This is a genomic window from Rhizobium sp. P1_E6 (assembly GCF_056405875.1).
In genome coordinates this window covers 1-17,301 of record NZ_JBFUBG010000113.1, presented here as the reverse complement: position 1 = coordinate 17,301, position 17,301 = coordinate 1, and the positions used below count along the sequence as shown (strand labels likewise).

Here is a 17,301-nt window from a genome sequence, read left to right as displayed (position 1 = left end):
TTGGCTAGTAGAGATGGTAACCGGGAAACGGCTCGCACCACGCGTCCAGAACCCGCTCAAGTCGTCCTTCCGCCACGTGGGAGGCAACCTGGTCCTCCGGAAGGTATGCGAGACCTAGGCCGGACAGCACAGCATCCAGGCGCATTGCCAGGTTGTTGAAGACGAGCTGTCCGTCCACGCGCACCTTGATCTCCCTGCCGTCACGCTCGAATTCCCATGGGAATATGCCGCCCCTCGTCGGAAGACGCATGTTGATGCAGTTGTGCCCGGTCAGGTCCTGAGGCGTCTCCGGGCGTCCACGCCGCTCGAAGTATCCGGGCGTGCCCACAACTGCCATGCGCATGTCGCCGCTCACCCGCACCGCGATCATGTCCTTGGCCACCTGCTCGCCAAGCCGGATGCCTGCGTCGTAGCGCTCCGCAACGATATCGGTCAAACCGTAGTCGACGATCACCTCGACGTTGATCTCTGGATAGTCGACGGCCAACTGGCGGATCGCAGGCGCGAGGACCAAGACGGCCGGATGTTCCCCCGCGGTGATGCGGATGTTGCCCGAGGGCCTGTCCTTCAGCTCACTAAGCGCGCTCAGTTCCAGTTCGATTTCCTCGAAACGCGGGCCGACCGTCTGGAGGAGCCGTTCCCCGGCCTCGGTCGGGGACACGCTGCGTGTCGTCCTTGTGAGAAGCCTTATGCCCAGACGCCCCTCGAGAGCGCGGACGGTCTGGCTCAGCGCCGACTGGGAGACGCCGAGCTTGGCCGCCGCCTTGGTGAAGCTCTGCTCCCGAGCAACCGTGAGGAAGGCAACGAGGTCGTTGAAATTCTCATGCGCCATTCATAAGCTCCACTAATAGGTTCATGCCGATTATAGCTGCTAATCTAATCCAGGCGCGAGCGCTAGATTCCGGATCAATGAAAACAGGCGGTCGACTGCCGCCGTATCATCGGAACCCAGCATGACAAACCATTCCGGGACACAGAGCGGCTCCAGCAAAACCGCCATCCTCGCCATCATCCTCGTGAGCTACGTCATGATCGTTCTCGACATCTCGATCGTGCTCACCGGCCTTCCGAAAATCCATTCCGAGCTCGCATTCACCGACACCGGACTGTCTTGGGTGTCGACCGCCTACACGCTCGCGTTCGGTGGTTTTCTGCTTCTCGGCGCACGGGCGGGCGACATCGTCGGTCGGCGGCGGATGCTGCTGGTCGGTCTCGCGGTGTTCTCGCTAGCGTCGCTCGTCATCGGCATCGCGCAGACTCCGGCGGTGATGATCGCCGCACGCGGCGTTCAGGGGCTTGGGTCGGCAATCCTCGCACCTTCGACGCTCGCGCTGCTCCAGACGAATTTCGAACCCGGGCCGGAACGCACAAGAGCCGTATCGTACTACGCTGCCGCGGCGGGCGTCTCGGCTGCCCTCGGACTGGTCGTGGGGGATTGCTTGCGGACTGGCTTTCTTGGCGCGTCGGGTTTTTCGTCAACCTGCCGATCGGCCTTGGAATGATCGTCGCCGCCCTGCTCTATATCAGTGAAACCGAGCGGGCCACCGCCCGCTTCGATCTGGCTGGAGCGGCGGCGTCGACCGTCGGCATGATCTCCCTCGTCTACGGCGTGATCCGGTCCGCTTCGACCGGATGGGCGGACATCCCCACGATCACAGCCGTCGTATTCGGCGTCGTCATGCTCGCGCTGTTCGCCGTCATCGAATCCCAGGCCTCCCAGCCGATCATGCCGCTCAAGCTCTTTGCCGACCGGGAACGGGCAGCCGCCTATGCGGGACGGGCGCTCTTCCTCGGAGCGAATGTCGGCTTCTATTTCTTCGTCGCGCAGTTCCTTCAAAGCGTCATGGGGCTCAGCCCGGCGGCGGCGGGAGTGGCTTTCCTGCCGACGACCGTCGTGAACTTCCTCGCCGCCATGGCCGCCCCTGCCCTGATCGGCAGGTTCGGTTCGGCACGGGTCCTGACGGCGAGCATTGGCTGCGGACTGGTCGGAATGGGGTGGCTCAGCTTCGCCATCGAGGGTTCGTCCGTCGCTGCGTTGATCGTCCCCATGATGCTGATCGGTGCTGGACAGGGCGGCGCACTCGGACCGCTGACCGCGTCTGGCATCGCACGGGTCCCGCCCGACAAGGCCGGAGCCGCGTCCGGTGTCGTCAATGTCGCCCATCAACTTGGGAGCTCCCTGGGTCTGGGCGCTCTCGTGGCCTTCTCCGTCGTCGGCACGGATGGGCTTTCCGGGACCGCCCTTCTCGCCCACCGCGCTGCGATGGCGTTGGAGGCGGGCACGGCGTTCATCGCGATCACGCTGGTGCTTGTCCTTGCTTTCATCATGCGGGGGCCTCCCCGCTCTGCCGCGATTAGTGCGAGGACGGCTTGAGGCTGCGGAGGATGAAGCTCATTCGCCGTGCTTATCAAGTCATGCGCATATCCGTCCCTATTCAGACAATCACAGCCTCGCCACATGGAGGCGGGGCAATCGAAGGAGCAAGACGATGAAAACCAGAACTATCGGCGGCCTCGCAGTCTCGGCGCTCGGGCTGGGCTGCATGAGCATGAGCTCGGCCTACGGCCCGCCCGCGGACAAGCAGGAGATGATCAAACTGATCCGCGCCGCCTTCGATCGCGGCGTGACGTTCTTCGACACCGCCGAAGCTTACGGGCCGTTCGCGAACGAGGAACTGGTGGGCGAGGCCCTGCAGCCGATCCGCGATCATGTGGTGATCGGCACCAAGTTCGGCTTCAACATCGACCAGAAGACGGGCGCGCGGACGGGCGGCACGAACAGCCGTCCCGAACACATCCGTCTCGTCGCCGAGAACTCGCTGCGCCGTCTGAGGACCGACGTCATCGACATCTTCTACCAGCACCGCGTCGACCCGGCCGTCCCGATCGAAGACGTCGCGGGCGTGCTCAAGGAACTGATCGCCGAAGGCAAGCTCAGGCACTACGGACTGTCCGAACCCGGTGTCGCGACGCTAAGGCGCGCCCACGCCATCCACCCGGTGGCGGCGGTCCAGAACGAGTATTCGCTATTCTACCGCGGAGCCGAAGCCGAGATGCTTCCCACCGTGGAGGAACTGGGGATCGGCTTCGTGCCGTTCAGTCCGCTCGGCGCGGGTTTCCTCACTGGCAAGATCGACGAGAACACCAAGTTCGACGAGACGGACTTCCGCAACCACGTTCCGCGCTTCTCCTCGGAAGCCCGTAAGGCGAACATGGCCCTTGTCGACGTCGTCAAAAACGTGGCCGAGCGAAAGGGAGCGACGCCGGCTCAGGTCGCGCTCGCATGGCTCTTGGCGCAGAAGCCCTGGATCGTCCCGATCCCCGGGACCACCAAGCTCCACCGCGTGGAGGAAAACCTCGGAGCTGCCGACCTGGAGTTGACGGCGGCGGACCTCGCTGAAATCGACGTCATGGCGTCGAAGATCGAGATCAAGGGGGAGCGCCTTCCTGAGGCGGCCTTGAAGATGACGGGCCTCTGACCGGCGGCAGCCCACAGAGCATACGGTTCTAAAATCATCGCCGGGCGACAGCTGTCGCCCGCGGTGGAAGAATTTTGCCGATTTCGAACAAGGAGACTGGAAAATGGAAGAGAGACCGAAGTTCAAACTCAGTCGCCGTGGCCTTCTGATGACGGCCGGAGTGCTCGCGGCAGTTCCGCATGTGAGCGTCGCAAATGCGCAGACGTCCGCCAACGCCGCATCGTCGGCGACCACCACTGGCCGGCCGCATGCGATGCCCTCGCGAAAACTCGGGACGTTGGAAGTCTCCGCCGTCGGCATCGGGGTTCAGAACATGAGCCGGACATATCAGACCACCGTTCCGAGCCGTCCGGAGATGATCAACATCATCCGCACGGCCTTCGATAACGGCGTCACCTTCTACGACGCCGCGGAGGCCTACGGCCCGCACGAAGTCGAGCGGATACTGGGCGAGGGCGTCACGCCGTTCCGCGACAAGGTGGCGATCACCTCGAAATTCGGATGGAACATCGATCTTGAAACCGGCGAGCGTCGGCCGGGCCTCAACAGTCGACCGGACCACATCAAGCTCGCCGTCGAAGGCATGCTCAAGCGCCTCAGGACCGACCGCATCGATCTCCTTTACCAGCACCGCGTCGACCCGGAGGTACCTATCGAAGATGTTGCGGGTGCTCTGAAGGAACTGATGGACCAGGGCAAGGTGCTGCACTGGGGTCTTTCGGAAATGGGGCTTGCGACACTGCGCCGTGCCCACGCCGCGCTCCCGGTCACCGCCGTGCAGAGCGAATACTCGATGCTCTGGCACGGACCTGAGGAGAAGGTGCTGTCGCTTTGCGAGGAACTCGGCATCGGCTTTGTTCCCTGGAGCCCGCTTGGGGTCGGTTTCCTGACTGGAGCGATCGACCGGCGCACGCGTTTCGCCGAGGGCGACATCCGGGCCGTGGAGTCGCGGTTCTCTCCCGAAAACCTGCCCCATAATCTCAAGCTCGTCGAACTCGTGCGCGGCTGGGCGGAACGCAAGCAGGCCACCCCGGCGCAGATCGCCCTCGCATGGCTGATGGCCCAGAAGCCCTGGATCGTGCCGATCCCGGGAAGCACGCAGATGCCGCATATGCTGGAAAACATCGGTGCCGCGGCCGTCACCTTCTCAGGCTCCGAAATCGCAGAGCTGAACGCCGCAGTGTCGGCGATCGAGGTGAAAGGCGCACGGCTGCCGGACGCAGTGTTGCAATATTCCGGCGTTGAAGCGCCAGCCAAGTCGTAGCGAACGCCAACCATCGGCTGCCGGAGCATGCGTTCGGCAGCCGACAATGTCTCGAACGTGAGGTCCATGATGAACAATGACCTGTCCCGGCGTGCCGTGCTGTTCGCACCCGCGTTGCTGTCTGTCGCCAGCGCGGCGTCGGCTGTGGAAACCAAAACGGACGACGTTCGGATAGCGCCGTCCAAAATCCTTGTGGCCTATTTCACTCGCTCGGGAAACACGCGGGTAATCGCCGGCACGCTCAGTCGGGATCTAGATGCGGATCTGTTCGAGATTCGGACGGCCCGTCCGTATCCCGACGACTACGAAGAGACGGTCGAGCAAGCGCGCAAGGAGCGCGACAACGGCGTCGAGCCGCCCCTTCTCGATAAGGTGCGGAATATCCGGGATTACGATACGGTATATCTCGGCTTTCCGATCTGGGGCGAGACAGCCCCGTCCGCCATCCGCTCCTTCCTCAGGACACACGATCTGTCCGGCAAGACCCTGCGTCCGTTCATCACCCACGGCGGCTACGGCGTCGGTTCGAGCCCCGTGGTCCTGGCCAGCCATGCCAAGGAGACACGCATCGAGGCACCATTCGTGATGGAGGCAGACCAGGAAAGACGGACGCTGGAACAGGTCAGGATATGGTTGTCGCTTGTCGCCCGATGATTGGGTACTCGCCTGCGTCATATCACGGATCAATCACTCGTCCGCAAAGGGCCGCTACGACATGCTCTACAATGGGACAGTTTTAATCGTTACGATCCCGAAAGGATTGAACTTAAAACTATCCTCGCCATACCTCCCATCGTCAGACAAGCTGTATTTGTCGCGTGCAATGGTCTCCAGGACGCCATTTTCAGTCATCTTGGTGGCAATGGCATCGATGAAGTCGGCAATTTCGATCTGATCGCCGTTTGTATATATTTTGGGGTTAGGGAGTTTCACATCGTCTATTATCACATCGGGCAAGCCGACCAGGTRAAAACCAACGGTTTCCATGCTTTCACCGGCAGTCGGATCACCAATGGGACGGCGGGCGAAAGCGAGGCGACAGGTCCATGCAAGCGCCAGGGTATCGTTCGATATCGTTGCTTCGTGAGCTTGATCGGCGAGTTCCTTCCATCGATCTATCCCGTGTGCAACCCCGGCACTCTCACCCTTGGCGGCAAGCGCACCACCATCCAGCATGAATTGCACGAAGCGCAATGCAATAGCAGATATCGCAACGGTCTCTTCCGCCACCACATGCGGCCCCAGAACATACAAGACTGACCCATGCTCTGAGACGGCTCTTTCATCCGCCTCGTTAAAAGCGTTCTCTGCCACGCGATCCCAGCAGACGGCGAAGGATTGTTTCATGCGATCGTCCGCGTTGTCCACGGAATAGCTTTCATCGATCGAAAAACCCTCAGCGAATTGGCTGATGGCCGTTTCAGCGGTTTTTCTCAGCGACGCAAGGCCATTCTTGTCACCGAGAAAGCAGATCACATGACGAGGCATCACCGTAGACCGGGTGGGTGCGGTGGCTGGATTTTTGCCGAAGCCAGCAGACAACGCCGGCCACGCAAAAAGCGCGCTTCCAAGCAGCGCGAACAAATTCCGACGCTTTGGGTTCATCCGAATTTCCATGATTTTCGCAGGATATGACGACGTGAATAGAAACTGTTGGAGGCTCTGGTTCGCCGCACGATAACGCTTATAGCTCTAGGCGGAAACCGCAAGCGCCCACCAATATTGGTGCTTGGTATGACAATGGGACCTTTACCGTAACCTCACTCAAGCGTCTTTGGGGATGGTGCCCTTGATGAACCTTTGGCACGTCATTTCCAGGGTCGACAATGCCGGAGACAATATGACTACCGGGGACACCAGCTTCGACGCGCTGAAGGCTCCGCGAGCACGCGCCGTTCGCACTATTTCTCTTTAACGACCCGGTTCGTGAAGTGGGCGTTTCCGAGGCCGGTGCCAATCGTGAGCACCGCCCATCGCGAAACGTCTTTCACTTGGGGCAGCTGAGAAAGTCCCTGCAAGACGGCGTCATTATGCATCATTATGAAAGTGTCATGGCCGCCGATGTGCGGTATTGCCTTTTTGAGCTCAAAGGGAAGGTTGAAATGATCGCTTTCCCAATTTCCACTCGGCAAATTCTGGCCTCCCCGAATGATTGATCCGTCGGCTTCGACAACTCCGGGACAGCCGATACCGATCAGCGGCGCTAGCCCTAGACGAGCCGACTTCGCCTTTCCTATGAGTTCGTCGAGCATGGAGGCAAGCCTGGAGATGGTTGCGGTACGGCTTGGCTCATCGTCTGCGTGGCGCCAGAGAATCGACTCCACGACACGTGTCTCGTCAAGGTTCAGGCTTTTCCCCTTGCCGAACTCGACGATGCCCGCTCGCACGTTGGTGCCACCGATATCGACGGCCAAGATTGCTTCATGGCCATTGAGCATCCAGTCTGGCATGAGATGGACTGCGCCTATCAATCCGGCTTCGTCGGGATGATGGACGATCGGTAGCAGCTTGACATCCAGACCAGCAGCTGTGAGCAGGAGCTGTGTCCTGGCGATCGCCAGCTCGCCGGCACGCCCCTGCCTGAACCCGCCGCCGATGACAATTTTCTCGGTTTTCAACCAGATGCGCGTTTTGAGAAATTTCCCGATCACGCCTGCAAAATCCTGAGCGAAGCCTTCGATTGCGCCCATGATGACGGCTGCTGCCTCGACATCATCACCGCGCAGCAGCGCGTTGATTTTCTTTCTGGAGATATCTTTCGCCGGCGTCTTATTAAGCGGATCCTTCCCGTGTGCAGGCAGAAGTTTCCGGAGCTCGTCGACTTTCAGGGAGAAGGTCGTTTTATTGGCGTCGTCACCGAGAAAGCCGTTCTTGCCACGCAATTTGCTGCTGTATTCATCAATGATGACAGCGGGGAGTTCTGCAGCACCATGGGCCAGGGGAACCGCCCGAGCTTGCTTTTCCGATTTGGCTTTTGCCATCGATAACCTCGACGTCTGGGAAACCCAAGGATGGGACAGGGTAACGCGGGGTCATTGGTAGAGGTTCCCTGAACAACGAGCCGATCCTTGCCAAGACCTCTCGGCCGCGGCCGATCGAAGAAGCCATGATCGGGAACCGTAGGCCCTGCCAGGAATTCCTGCTAACGCAAGAGACAATGGAGTGGAAAACGATGACACAAGGCGACGTTGACAAAGGCGCAAGCCATTTCCTATCTTTGACATCGCTCTTTGATGATCGAGGCGCGGCTGAAGAGGCCGCCGAACGGCTGAAGGCGGCTGGCATTCCACGAGGGAGCATCAGCCTGATCACAGATGTGCAGGCCCCGACAAAAAAGCCGGACGATCAAAACAGCCTTTGGGACAAACTCGAAAATTTCCTGTTCCCGCAAGCTGACCATGCGGCTTACAGGGAGGGCATTCGGCGAGGCGGCCATCTGCTCGCGATATCCGGCCTGTCGCCTGACCGTCACGACCTGGCGTTCAACATCCTCGATGACGCGGGAGCTGTCGATCTGGATCAACGCATCGAAACCTGGCGTTCCGAAGGCTGGAGCGATTCCCAAGACTTTCTGGACGAACTGCAAGCCCCACCCGCTATCATCGATGGCGATGTTGCAGCCTCGCTCATTGACAAAGGACGAGGCGAGGAGGTGGTTCCGGTGATCACCGAGAAACTCAAATTCGGGGAGAAGACTGATAAAAGCCGCCCCCGCGTTCGCGTTTACACTGTTGAATACGCATTGAAGAGCCCCGACGACGAAGCAGGCCCTCGTTCGCAGTGAAATGCTTCGCCTGGTCTAGCCCTCACGGCGGGTTTCGCCCTTGCGAGGCGCCAAGGTCAGCCGCGGACAGCGAGCCGACGTCCGGCTGTGAGACCTGGAAGCATCGTCCGGTCGGGTTCGGGAGGCCAGGCTCGGGTACGAGATCGGGCCCGGGCGGGTTATCGAGTGGCGGTACGAAAGGCGGCGGCACGATCGGTTCGAGCCGGGCAAATATCGCGGCCGATGAAAATCAATTTCATCAACTCGCATTCAGCCCCGTTTTCGGTTGACGGGCTCTGATTTTTGTCCCAACTTGAAGAAAATAAATTACGAAACTGGGAACATCACTAGCATGAAAGTGGGAATCATAGGGCTGGGATTCCGGCTTGGCTATCTTGGCTATGTCTTCAAGGCTATCGACAGCAGCTTCGAGATCGTCGGTTATGTCGATCCGGATCCCGCGGGGCTTCCCGAACTGACGGAAAAGGGCGTCTCTGTCGGCAGGGCCTATGGTTCGCCGCAAGAGCTTCTCGGCTCCGAAAAGCTTGATCTCCTGATGATCGGCTCTCCCAACCATTTGCATCTCGATCATATCCGTCTCGGTCTGGAGGCTGGCCTCAAGGTCTTCTGCGAAAAGCCGATCGTGACGACGATTGCCGAGAGCATCGAACTTGCCCATCTGATGGCAAAGTTCGGCCATGAGCGGCTGATGGTCGGCCTCGTGCTGCGCTACTCTCCCCTTTACAAGGATCTGCGCGCCGTCCAGGCCGAAGGCAAGCTTGGCCATATCGTGTCCATCGAAGCCTCCGAACATATCGAACCCTATCACGGCGCCTTCTTCATGCGCGACTGGCGTCGCTACGAGCGTTACTCCGGCAGTTTCATGCTGGAAAAGTGCTGCCACGACCTCGACCTTTATAATGGCGTGATCGGCGCCCGCCCCGAACGCGTCGCAAGCTTCGGCGGCCGCAAGAGCTTCATTCCCGCAAACGACCCGGCGCGCGAAGGCATCAACGATCTGGAACTCTTCCACCGCAAGCCGAGCGGTTGGATGGGCTCGGACAAGGTCTTCGACAGCGACGCCGACATCATCGACTACCAGGTGGCGATCGTCGAATATGCCAATGGCGTCGGCATGAATTTCCACACCAATCTGAACGTTCCCGACCAGTTCCGCCGCTTCGCCATCATGGGCTCGCGCGGCATGGCAGAGGGCGACTTCGTCCGCGGTTATCTCGACGTCCACGAGCAGCTGACCGGCAACAAGATCGTCGAGAACAAATATGCTGCGACCGAGCTGTCGCAGCATTACGGCGCCGACGAGCAGATGGCAGCCGATATTCTGCAAAGCGTGCGCACCGGCTCGGAACTCCCGGTCTCGACCCTGAACGCATTGGAGGCCGGCATTCTCGCCCTCGCCATGGACGAGGCAAGGATGAAAAAGACGGTCGTCGATCTGCGTCCCATATGGGACCGCTTCGACGAGGCGCTCCACGCAAGGGCGGCTTGAGGAGGCAAGAAGATGGGTGTTCAACGCAGCACGGTCATCTTCGCCTGGCTCCTTCTTTTTCCGGCCGTCCTCTACGTCACGGTGATCGTCGCCTATCCGCTACTCGACACCTTCATCCTGTCGTTCACTGACGCGTCGCTGAAGAAGACCACCAACTGGGTGGGCTGGGTCAACTACGGCAAGATCTTCAATTCGACCTTCGCCGAGGTCATCATCCGGACCTTCATCTGGACGTTTTTCTCGGTCTCGATCAAGATGATCATCGGCATCTTCGGCGCCACGATGCTGAACTCCGCAGTGCCCGGCCGCGCGCTCTTTCGCGTGCTGACCATGCCGCCATGGATCGTTCCGATGGCAATCGGCATCTTCATGTGGGGCTGGATGTATAACGGCCAGTTCGGGATGATTTCCGGCATGCTTCAGCGTTTCGGCCTCGCCTCCGGCCCTGTCGCCTTCCTTGCTGAAGGATCGACTGCCTTCTGGGCAACGATCATCACCGATGTATGGATCGGCGTTCCGATGGTCACGCTCTATATGCTGGCCGCCATGCAGGCGATCCCGCAGGATCTCTACGAGGCAGCCTGGACGGATGGCGCCGGACGTTTCTATCGTTTCCGCCGCATCACTCTGCCGCTGATCGTGCCCTCCATGATCACCATGTCGATGCTGTCGCTGATCTCCACCTTCAACTCCTTCGACATTATCTGGATCCTGACACGGGGCGGCCCGAGCGGCGAGACCACAACGATGATCATCGATACCTATCGCACCGCGATCGGTTCGAACAAATATGGCGAAGGCGCAGCGCGCGCGGTACTGATCTGCATCTTCCTGTCGATCTTCTGCGTCTGCTATTTCCGCATTACCAGCCGCCTTTCTTCCGGAGACAAGCGATGAAGACACCCCATCTGCTGATCAATCGGTACAAATGGTATGAAGTCATCGGCATCTATGCCGGTATCCTGGTGTTCCTCACTTTCGTTCTCGCCCCCTTCGTCGAGGGGTTTCTCGTCTCACTGAAGCCTCTGAGCCAGCTGTTTTCCTCCCCCTACCGGTTCATTCCCGAAAACGGCTCGTTTGAGGCCTACCGGACGATGTGGGTCAGCGTACCGGGCTTTGGGCGCTATATTTTCAATTCCTTCTTCATCTCGACCGTCGTCACTACCGCTGTGCTGATCCTCGTCGTTCCGGCCTCCTACGCCTTCGCGCGCTTCGAGTTCAAAGGCGCCGGGCTGCTGCTTGGGGCGTTCCTGGCTGTCAACATGTTTTCGGGCGCCGTGTTGCTCATTCCGCTCTTCCGGCTGATGCGCTCGTTCGGGCTGTTGAATACCTATTTCGCCATCATGGTCCCCGGCATCGCCTTCCTGATCCCCTCGGCGATCTGGCTACTGCGCACCTATATGATGCGTATTCCGAGGGAATTGGATGAAGCGGCCTTCGTCGACGGCGCCAGCCATTTCTACACGCTGCGGCGCGTCATCCTGCCGATCGCCATGCCCGGCATTACAGTGGTGGCGATCACCACCTTCATCGGATCCTACGCCCAGCAGTTCATCTACGCTCTGACCTTCAATTCCAAGACCGAATTCGCGCCGCTGCCAGTCGGGCTCTTCGCCTATTTCGGTCGTCAGGAAGTCGTTTGGAATGAGCTGATGGCGGCAAGTTTCGTTGGCATCGCGCCAGCGATGATCGTGATTTTCTTCCTTCAACGGTATCTCGTCAGCGGCCTGACCGCTGGCGCGGTGAAACAGTAAGACAAAACTAGAACCACCAGAGAAAACGGGAGCTAAAAAGTGACAATCCAATTCAAGACCGGGCTCATGGCCCTCGCCCTGCTCGGTTCCACCGCGCTCGGTACCATGACTGCTCATGCCGCTGACCAGGAAATCAGCTGGATCTATTGCGGCGACAAGATCGACCCCATCCATGAGAAGTACATCAAGGAATGGGAAGGCAAGAATCCCGGCTGGAAGGTCACGCCGGAAGTTGTCGGCTGGGAACAGTGCCAGGACAAGGCGACGACGCTTGCTGCAGCAGGCACGCCGGTCGGCATGGCCTATGTGGGCTCGCGTACGCTCAAGGAATTCGCCCAGAACGAGTTGATCGTTCCGGTGCCGATGACCGACGAAGAGAAGAAGAGCTATTATCCCAACATCGTCGATACCGTCACCTTTAACGATACGCAGTGGGGCGTGCCGGTCGCATTCTCGACCAAGGCCCTCTACTGGAACAAGGATCTCTTCAAGCAGGCCGGGCTCGACCCGGAAACGCCGCCGAAGACCTGGGCTGAAGAAATCGCCGATGCCAAGGCCATCAAGGAAAAGACCGGTATCGCAGGCTACGGCCTTCCGGCCAAGACTTTCGACAACACCATGCACCAGTTCATGCATTGGGTTTACACCAATAACGGCAAGGTCATCGATGGCGACAAGATCGTTATGGACAGGCCGGAAGTGCTGGCTGCCCTGCAGGCCTACAAGGACATCATGCCCTACTCCGTCGAAGGCGCAACCGCCTACGAACAGAATGAAATCCGCGCCATCTTCCTCGACGGCAAGGTCGGCATGATACAGGCAGGTTCGGGCGCTGCTGCCCGCCTCAAGGACACCAAGATCAACTGGGGCGTCGCGCCGCTGCCGCTCGGCCCTTCGGCCAAGGGTGAAGGCACGCTGCTGATCACCGACAGCCTGGCAGTATTCAAGGGCACGGGCGTCGAAGAAAAGGCGGCAGAATTCGCCAAGTACATCACCTCGCCGGGTCCTCAGGGTGAATACGAGCTCCAGGGCGGTGCTGGCCTGACCCCGCTGCGTCCGTCCGCCAAGGTCGACGAATTCGTCAAGGCCGACCCGTCGTGGAAGCCGTTCATCGACGGCATCGCCTTCGGTGGTCCCGAGCCGCTCTTCACCGACTACAAGGGCTTCCAGAACTCGATGATCGAGATGGTCCAGTCCGTCGTTACCGGCAAAGCCGAACCGGAGGTCGCTCTGAAGAAGGCTGCCGGGGAGATCGAAGCCTTCAAGTAAACCGACGTCGAGGATCGCAGGTCAAAGATCTGCGATCCTCACCGACCACCTCATGTTCGTTCAGGCCGGGACCGGAGACAGATTTTTGGGACAGCTTCAGCTCAGTAAGGTTCAAAAATTCTATGGCGACTACGAAGTTCTCAAAGGCGTCGAGCTCGACGTCCGGAACGGCGAGTTCGTCGTCTTCGTCGGGCCTTCCGGATGCGGCAAGTCTACCCTCCTACGCATGATCGCAGGTCTCGATGCGACGACCAAAGGCGACATCATCATCGATGGTGTGAGGGTCAACGACCTGCCGCCCGTCAAACGCGGCATCGCCATGGTCTTCCAGTCCTATGCGCTCTATCCGCATATGACCGTTTTCGAGAATATCGCCTTCCCGCTGCGCGTCGAGAAGATGGAGGAAGAAAGGCTGAGGGCCAAGGTCGAAAACGCCGCACGCATCCTGCATCTCGACACCAGACTGCAGCAGAAGCCCGGCATGCTGTCCGGCGGACAGCGCCAGCGCGTGGCGATCGGCCGGGCCATCGTTCGCGAGCCGAAGATTTTCCTGTTTGACGAACCGTTGTCCAATCTCGATGCCGCGCTTCGCGCCGACATGCGCATCGAACTCGCCAAACTGCACCGGCAGTTGAAAGCGACGATGATCTACGTGACCCATGACCAGGTTGAAGCCATGACGATGGCCGACCGCATCGTCGTGCTTGATGTCGGCAATATTTCGCAGACGGGTGCACCGCTCGAGCTTTACCACAAGCCGGCCAACCAGTTCGTTGCCGGCTTCATCGGCAATCCGAAAATGAATTTCCTGCCCGTCACCTGCACGTCTGCAAGCGAAACAGGCGTGACCGTGGAATATCTCGGCCAGACGGCGACCCTTCCGGTGACACCGCGCGACGGCATGATCGGCAAGGCGCTGACGCTCGGCATCCGGCCCGAACATATCCAGCTCGGTTCCGGCAACATTTCGCTGACGGTCACACCGAGCGTCATCGAGCGGCTTGGCGCAAACACGGTGGCCTACGCCGCGCTCGGCGGCGAAACGGAAAATTTCTGCGCGATGCTGCCCGGCAGTGTCGGCATCCGCGCCGACGCGCCGGTAGCCGTCGGCATCAACGCCGTCGATTGCCATCTCTTTGACGACAAGGGGATCGCTTTCGAACGCCGGGTCGAACTGACCGATATCGACATGAACCTACTTGCGCCGGCAACGGCCTGAACGGCCGATAAATGGCTACCAGACGAGCCCGCGCGCGACGACATCCTCGACGCGCGTGACGACGCCGTTGCGATGGAAGACCATCGTGTCGAACAGGTTGGAAACCACGCAGGTGTGGTTCGGAATGATGAAGAGCTTTTCGCCGATCTGCGGGCGGTCACCGCTGCAGGCCGACAGGTCGATGACGCCGTGCTCTTCCGAGAGGCTGGCAATCCTCGCCTCGGGATGGCCGACGACGAGGCCGAAATCGGCAAAGCCCTGAAGATCGGAGGTGAGCGCCTTTGAGCCCGCATCGATGACGGCGCGGTCGGCATTCGGGCGCGATACGACGGTCGCCACGACATGCATTGCACATTCGTCCTGCGTGCAATGCCCCATCCGGATCATCTGGCGGTCGTTGTAGATATAGGTTCCGGCCCGATGCTCCGTCGCCGACCTGACCAGATGTGCATCAAAAAGGCTCGGCGTGCCGCCATTGCTGACGATCAAGCAGGCAATGCCCTCGGCGGTCAGCTGTTTCAACGTCGCCTGGATGAAGGCTTCGACGGCCTCGGCAGACTGCGGCTTCGGATAGGTGAGAATACCGCCGAATGTCAACCCGCCGGCGGCGGCGATCCGCCTCGCGAGCGAAACCGCCTGCTCCGGCGTCTGGACGCCACAGCGTGCGCCGCCGGTATCGCATTCGACCAGAACAGTAAGCGGCTTGCGGCCGGAAAAATATGCGGAGAGACCATCGACCGTGATGTCGCTGTCGGCGACGACCTTGAGGCCGGAAATGCGATCATTGAGGGCGGCGAGCCGCTCGAGCTTCTGTGGCCCCAGAATATTGAAGGTGATCAGGATGTCCTCGAAACCGGCTTCGGCAAAAACCTCGGCTTCGCTCACCTTCTGGCAGTTGATGCCCTTGGCGCCGGCCGCGACCTGCGCCGCGGCAAGTGCCGGTATCTTGTGCGTCTTGATATGCGGGCGGAAATTCAGCCCGTGCTCGTCCATGTAGGACTGAACCCTTGATATGTTGGCAGCCAGCCTGTCTTCGTCGATGATCGGGCGCGGCGTCGAAAGATCCGCGATCCTGTCCCCAACCCTGGCGACGACGGCAAACCGGGTATCATGCATCTCAGGCGGCTCCGCGTTCGGTTCCATGAGGATCGGCCACGATCGGCCAGATGGTCTTCGGCGCCCGGCGATATTGGGTCGTCGCCGGATTGTTCGGATAGGGTGTCCCTGCCGAACAATACAGGATTTCGGCGGCAATCTTCGAGAAGGAGGCGAAGAAGTGGTTGGTCGATTTGATCACCAGGATCTTCTGCCTGGTCGGATCGATGCCCATCACCGAAAACAGACTCGGATCGAAGCTCTGCGCCCGGGTCGAATTGAGAATGATGTCGATGCCGTTCAAGACGATAAGGGCCGCATCGCCGAAAGGCGCGAGGCTTTCACCGAACCGCATCTCGGCATTCTTCACCAGCTTGACGATCTTGACCGTGCCGTCGACAGGATTGCCTGTCCCGGGTGCCGATTTCGCGCCGAAGCGCAGCGGAATTTCGGCCCCTTCGCCTGCGGCAAAGCAGATCTGCACGGCGATCGGATCCCAGATAGTGCCGATTGCGGCACTTGTTACGCCGCGGGCCAGAAGCTCCTCGAGAATGACGGTGGCGTCCCCGGCGGTACCGCCGCCCGGATTATCCCAGACATCGGCAATGACGACTGGCCAGGCTGTCGCAGCCATCGCCCGGGATACGGCTTCCTTCTCATCGATCTGCGGCACCATGAAGGTGCCGCGCTTGGAAAAGAGCGCCATGCCGAGTTCGCGTGCCAGAGCCGCACCCTTTTGCGGATTGTTGTCGGTGACGACAAGCAGCTTGGTGCCCATCTCCGGCACGTCGCCGACCATGAAACCATGGACGACGGAGATCGACAGGACTTCCGGATCTTCCTTCTCGATCCGCATGATCTTGTCGACGAAGGAGCGCATTGGATCGCGCGACGTCGGAAAGACATCGATCATCCGGCAATCGAACACCGAATTGACGGGCTTGACCCTGCCTTCCAGCGCATCGACGGCGATGCGCCAGAGGTCCTCGGCGCGATCGACGAAATCCGTATGCGGGAATTCCTTGAAATAGACGGCGAAATTCAGCGCCTCGATGCGTTTCMTGGTGAGATGGCTATGCGGGTCGAGTTCGGCGCAGATCAGGACATCAGGCCCGACGATGTCGCGCATGCGGGTCAGCAGGTCGCCTTCCGTGTCCTCGTATCCCGCTGCCACCATTGCCCCATGCAGGCCCATCACCACGGCATCGACAGGCATTGCGGCACGGAGCTGGTCGAGGATTTCGTCGCGCAGCCCTTCATAGGCCTCGCGGTTGACGAGACCGGCAGGGTCTGCCCAGGCCGCCGTACCCTCGATCAGCTGCCAGCCCTTTTCGGCGGTGACGCGACGGCCGACGGTGAGCGGCGCGGTGCAGAGTGTCGGCGTTTCCGGATGCTCGCCGGGCGGCGCATAGAGAGAGGCCTCGAAGGCGCGGCGATCCACGCAGATCGGGGAAAACGTATTGGTTTCGGTCGCCAGTGCTGCCGTAAAAATGCGCAAGTGAGTTGGCCTTGTTTCGTCGGCCCCGCTTCAACCCATCGGGTTCGGCAGGTAGCCGGTAAATCCGCAAATCTTCCACCGTCCCTCGTGGAGCCTGCAATAATAGAGCGTCTGCCACTGCATGACGTCGCGGGTGCCATCGCTCTTTGTCAGGCCTCCATCGAACTTCTTGCGGACAAGCGCCATGTCGCCCTCGATCTCGATATCCTCGAGCGTCGTGGTGGTGAAGATCGCCGTACGGGTATCCTCGGCGAAGCTCTGCGTGGCAAAGTCCTTTGCCTGCTTCAGCCATTCGTCGCGATAGGCCGAAAGGGCCGGGAATGCCAGGCGCCACTTGTCGGGGCTGACCTGCCTGCGGCCGTCGATGCCGATGAAGCCCTCCTCAACGAAATCATCCTCGACCATCGACCAGTCGGCTGCCAGGAATGCGTCGATATCGCGGGGTACGAG

Annotated in this window: 15 protein-coding genes and 1 pseudogene; 10 read left to right on the top strand and 6 right to left on the bottom strand. The window is 60.2% G+C overall.

Annotated features, from left to right (window positions below; translation table 11 throughout):
- Positions 1-4: 4 nt before the first annotated feature.
- Positions 5-832 (bottom strand): LysR family transcriptional regulator, encoded by an 828-nt coding sequence (locus tag AC1D35_RS31390; protein WP_477941752.1) that lies wholly within the window; start codon positions 830-832, stop codon positions 5-7.
- A gap of 121 nt (positions 833-953) precedes the next feature.
- Between AC1D35_RS31390 and AC1D35_RS31385 the strand changes: the two are divergent.
- The 4 genes and pseudogenes from AC1D35_RS31385 to AC1D35_RS31370 all read left to right on the top strand — a co-directional run bounded on the left by AC1D35_RS31385 (position 954) and on the right by AC1D35_RS31370 (position 5,397).
- A pseudogene (locus tag AC1D35_RS31385) lies at positions 954-2,374 on the top strand (MFS transporter).
- A 115-nt stretch (positions 2,375-2,489) separates the two neighbouring features.
- Entirely contained in the window at positions 2,490-3,479 is a 990-nt protein-coding gene (locus AC1D35_RS31380; RefSeq protein WP_477941750.1) for an aldo/keto reductase, read from the top strand.
- Positions 3,480-3,732: 253 nt separating this feature from the next.
- Positions 3,733-4,743, top strand: a complete 1,011-nt coding sequence (locus AC1D35_RS31375) for an aldo/keto reductase (protein WP_477854078.1) — start codon at positions 3,733-3,735, stop codon at positions 4,741-4,743.
- Positions 4,744-4,809: 66 nt separating this feature from the next.
- The gene (locus AC1D35_RS31370) at positions 4,810-5,397 is read left to right on the top strand and encodes a flavodoxin (protein ID WP_477854056.1); all 588 of its coding nucleotides are present in this window, start codon (positions 4,810-4,812) and stop codon (positions 5,395-5,397) included.
- Positions 5,398-5,463: 66 nt separating this feature from the next.
- On the opposite strand, the gene AC1D35_RS31365 is transcribed toward AC1D35_RS31370, so the two are convergent.
- Both AC1D35_RS31365 and AC1D35_RS31360 read right to left on the bottom strand, forming a co-directional pair.
- Entirely contained in the window at positions 5,464-6,348 is an 885-nt protein-coding gene (locus AC1D35_RS31365) for a hypothetical protein (RefSeq protein WP_477941749.1), read from the bottom strand.
- Positions 6,349-6,644: 296 nt separating this feature from the next.
- Positions 6,645-7,724: an ROK family protein gene (locus AC1D35_RS31360; RefSeq protein WP_477854058.1), complete on the bottom strand. Its 1,080-nt coding sequence runs from the start codon at positions 7,722-7,724 to the stop codon at positions 6,645-6,647.
- Positions 7,725-7,915: 191 nt separating this feature from the next.
- Between AC1D35_RS31360 and AC1D35_RS31355 the strand changes: the two genes are divergently transcribed.
- From AC1D35_RS31355 to AC1D35_RS31330, 6 genes are all read left to right on the top strand, one after another.
- Positions 7,916-8,527 (top strand): hypothetical protein, encoded by a 612-nt coding sequence (locus tag AC1D35_RS31355; protein ID WP_477854059.1) that lies wholly within the window; start codon positions 7,916-7,918, stop codon positions 8,525-8,527.
- 331 nt (positions 8,528-8,858) lie between these two features.
- Positions 8,859-10,016, top strand: coding sequence for a Gfo/Idh/MocA family protein (locus AC1D35_RS31350; protein ID WP_113301309.1), 1,158 nt, complete (start codon positions 8,859-8,861; stop codon positions 10,014-10,016).
- A 12-nt stretch (positions 10,017-10,028) separates the two neighbouring features.
- Positions 10,029-10,913 (top strand): carbohydrate ABC transporter permease, encoded by an 885-nt coding sequence (locus tag AC1D35_RS31345; RefSeq protein WP_113301308.1) that lies wholly within the window; start codon positions 10,029-10,031, stop codon positions 10,911-10,913.
- The gene (locus AC1D35_RS31340; protein ID WP_113301307.1) at positions 10,910-11,770 is read left to right on the top strand and encodes a carbohydrate ABC transporter permease; all 861 of its coding nucleotides are present in this window, start codon (positions 10,910-10,912) and stop codon (positions 11,768-11,770) included. The genes AC1D35_RS31345 and AC1D35_RS31340 overlap by 4 nt, the downstream gene beginning before the upstream one ends.
- 66 nt (positions 11,771-11,836) lie before the next feature.
- On the top strand, positions 11,837-13,039 hold the full coding sequence (locus AC1D35_RS31335) for an ABC transporter substrate-binding protein (protein ID WP_477941754.1): 1,203 nt from the start codon (positions 11,837-11,839) through the stop codon (positions 13,037-13,039).
- 85 nt (positions 13,040-13,124) lie between these two features.
- Positions 13,125-14,258 (top strand): sn-glycerol-3-phosphate ABC transporter ATP-binding protein UgpC, encoded by a 1,134-nt coding sequence (locus tag AC1D35_RS31330; RefSeq protein WP_113301306.1) that lies wholly within the window; start codon positions 13,125-13,127, stop codon positions 14,256-14,258.
- A 15-nt stretch (positions 14,259-14,273) separates the two neighbouring features.
- On the opposite strand, the gene AC1D35_RS31325 is transcribed toward AC1D35_RS31330, so the two are convergent.
- From AC1D35_RS31325 to AC1D35_RS31315, 3 genes are all read right to left on the bottom strand, one after another.
- Entirely contained in the window at positions 14,274-15,374 is a 1,101-nt protein-coding gene (locus AC1D35_RS31325) for a D-TA family PLP-dependent enzyme (protein ID WP_477941744.1), read from the bottom strand.
- Between the two features lies 1 nt (position 15,375).
- Positions 15,376-16,851: a M81 family metallopeptidase gene (locus AC1D35_RS31320; RefSeq protein WP_477941743.1), complete on the bottom strand. Its 1,476-nt coding sequence runs from the start codon at positions 16,849-16,851 to the stop codon at positions 15,376-15,378.
- Positions 16,852-16,881: 30 nt separating this feature from the next.
- On the bottom strand, positions 16,882-17,301 hold a 420-nt coding region (locus tag AC1D35_RS31315), incomplete at its 5' end, for a hypothetical protein (protein WP_477941741.1).

Excerpts from the sequence above, each read along its gene's own strand:
- AC1D35_RS31390 (WP_477941752.1), bottom strand. The coding sequence starts at position 832 with ATGGCGCATGAGAATTTCAACGACCTCGTTGCCTTCCTCACGGTTGCT.
- AC1D35_RS31380 (WP_477941750.1), top strand. The coding sequence starts at position 2,490 with ATGAAAACCAGAACTATCGGCGGCCTCGCAGTCTCGGCGCTCGGGCTG.
- AC1D35_RS31375 (WP_477854078.1), top strand. The coding sequence starts at position 3,733 with ATGCCCTCGCGAAAACTCGGGACGTTGGAAGTCTCCGCCGTCGGCATC.
- AC1D35_RS31370 (WP_477854056.1), top strand. The coding sequence starts at position 4,810 with ATGATGAACAATGACCTGTCCCGGCGTGCCGTGCTGTTCGCACCCGCG.
- AC1D35_RS31360 (WP_477854058.1), bottom strand. The coding sequence starts at position 7,724 with ATGGCAAAAGCCAAATCGGAAAAGCAAGCTCGGGCGGTTCCCCTGGCC.
- AC1D35_RS31355 (WP_477854059.1), top strand. The coding sequence starts at position 7,916 with ATGACACAAGGCGACGTTGACAAAGGCGCAAGCCATTTCCTATCTTTG.
- AC1D35_RS31350 (WP_113301309.1), top strand. The coding sequence starts at position 8,859 with ATGAAAGTGGGAATCATAGGGCTGGGATTCCGGCTTGGCTATCTTGGC.
- AC1D35_RS31345 (WP_113301308.1), top strand. The coding sequence starts at position 10,029 with ATGGGTGTTCAACGCAGCACGGTCATCTTCGCCTGGCTCCTTCTTTTT.
- AC1D35_RS31340 (WP_113301307.1), top strand. The coding sequence starts at position 10,910 with ATGAAGACACCCCATCTGCTGATCAATCGGTACAAATGGTATGAAGTC.
- AC1D35_RS31335 (WP_477941754.1), top strand. The coding sequence starts at position 11,837 with ATGGCCCTCGCCCTGCTCGGTTCCACCGCGCTCGGTACCATGACTGCT.
- AC1D35_RS31325 (WP_477941744.1), bottom strand. The coding sequence starts at position 15,374 with ATGCATGATACCCGGTTTGCCGTCGTCGCCAGGGTTGGGGACAGGATC.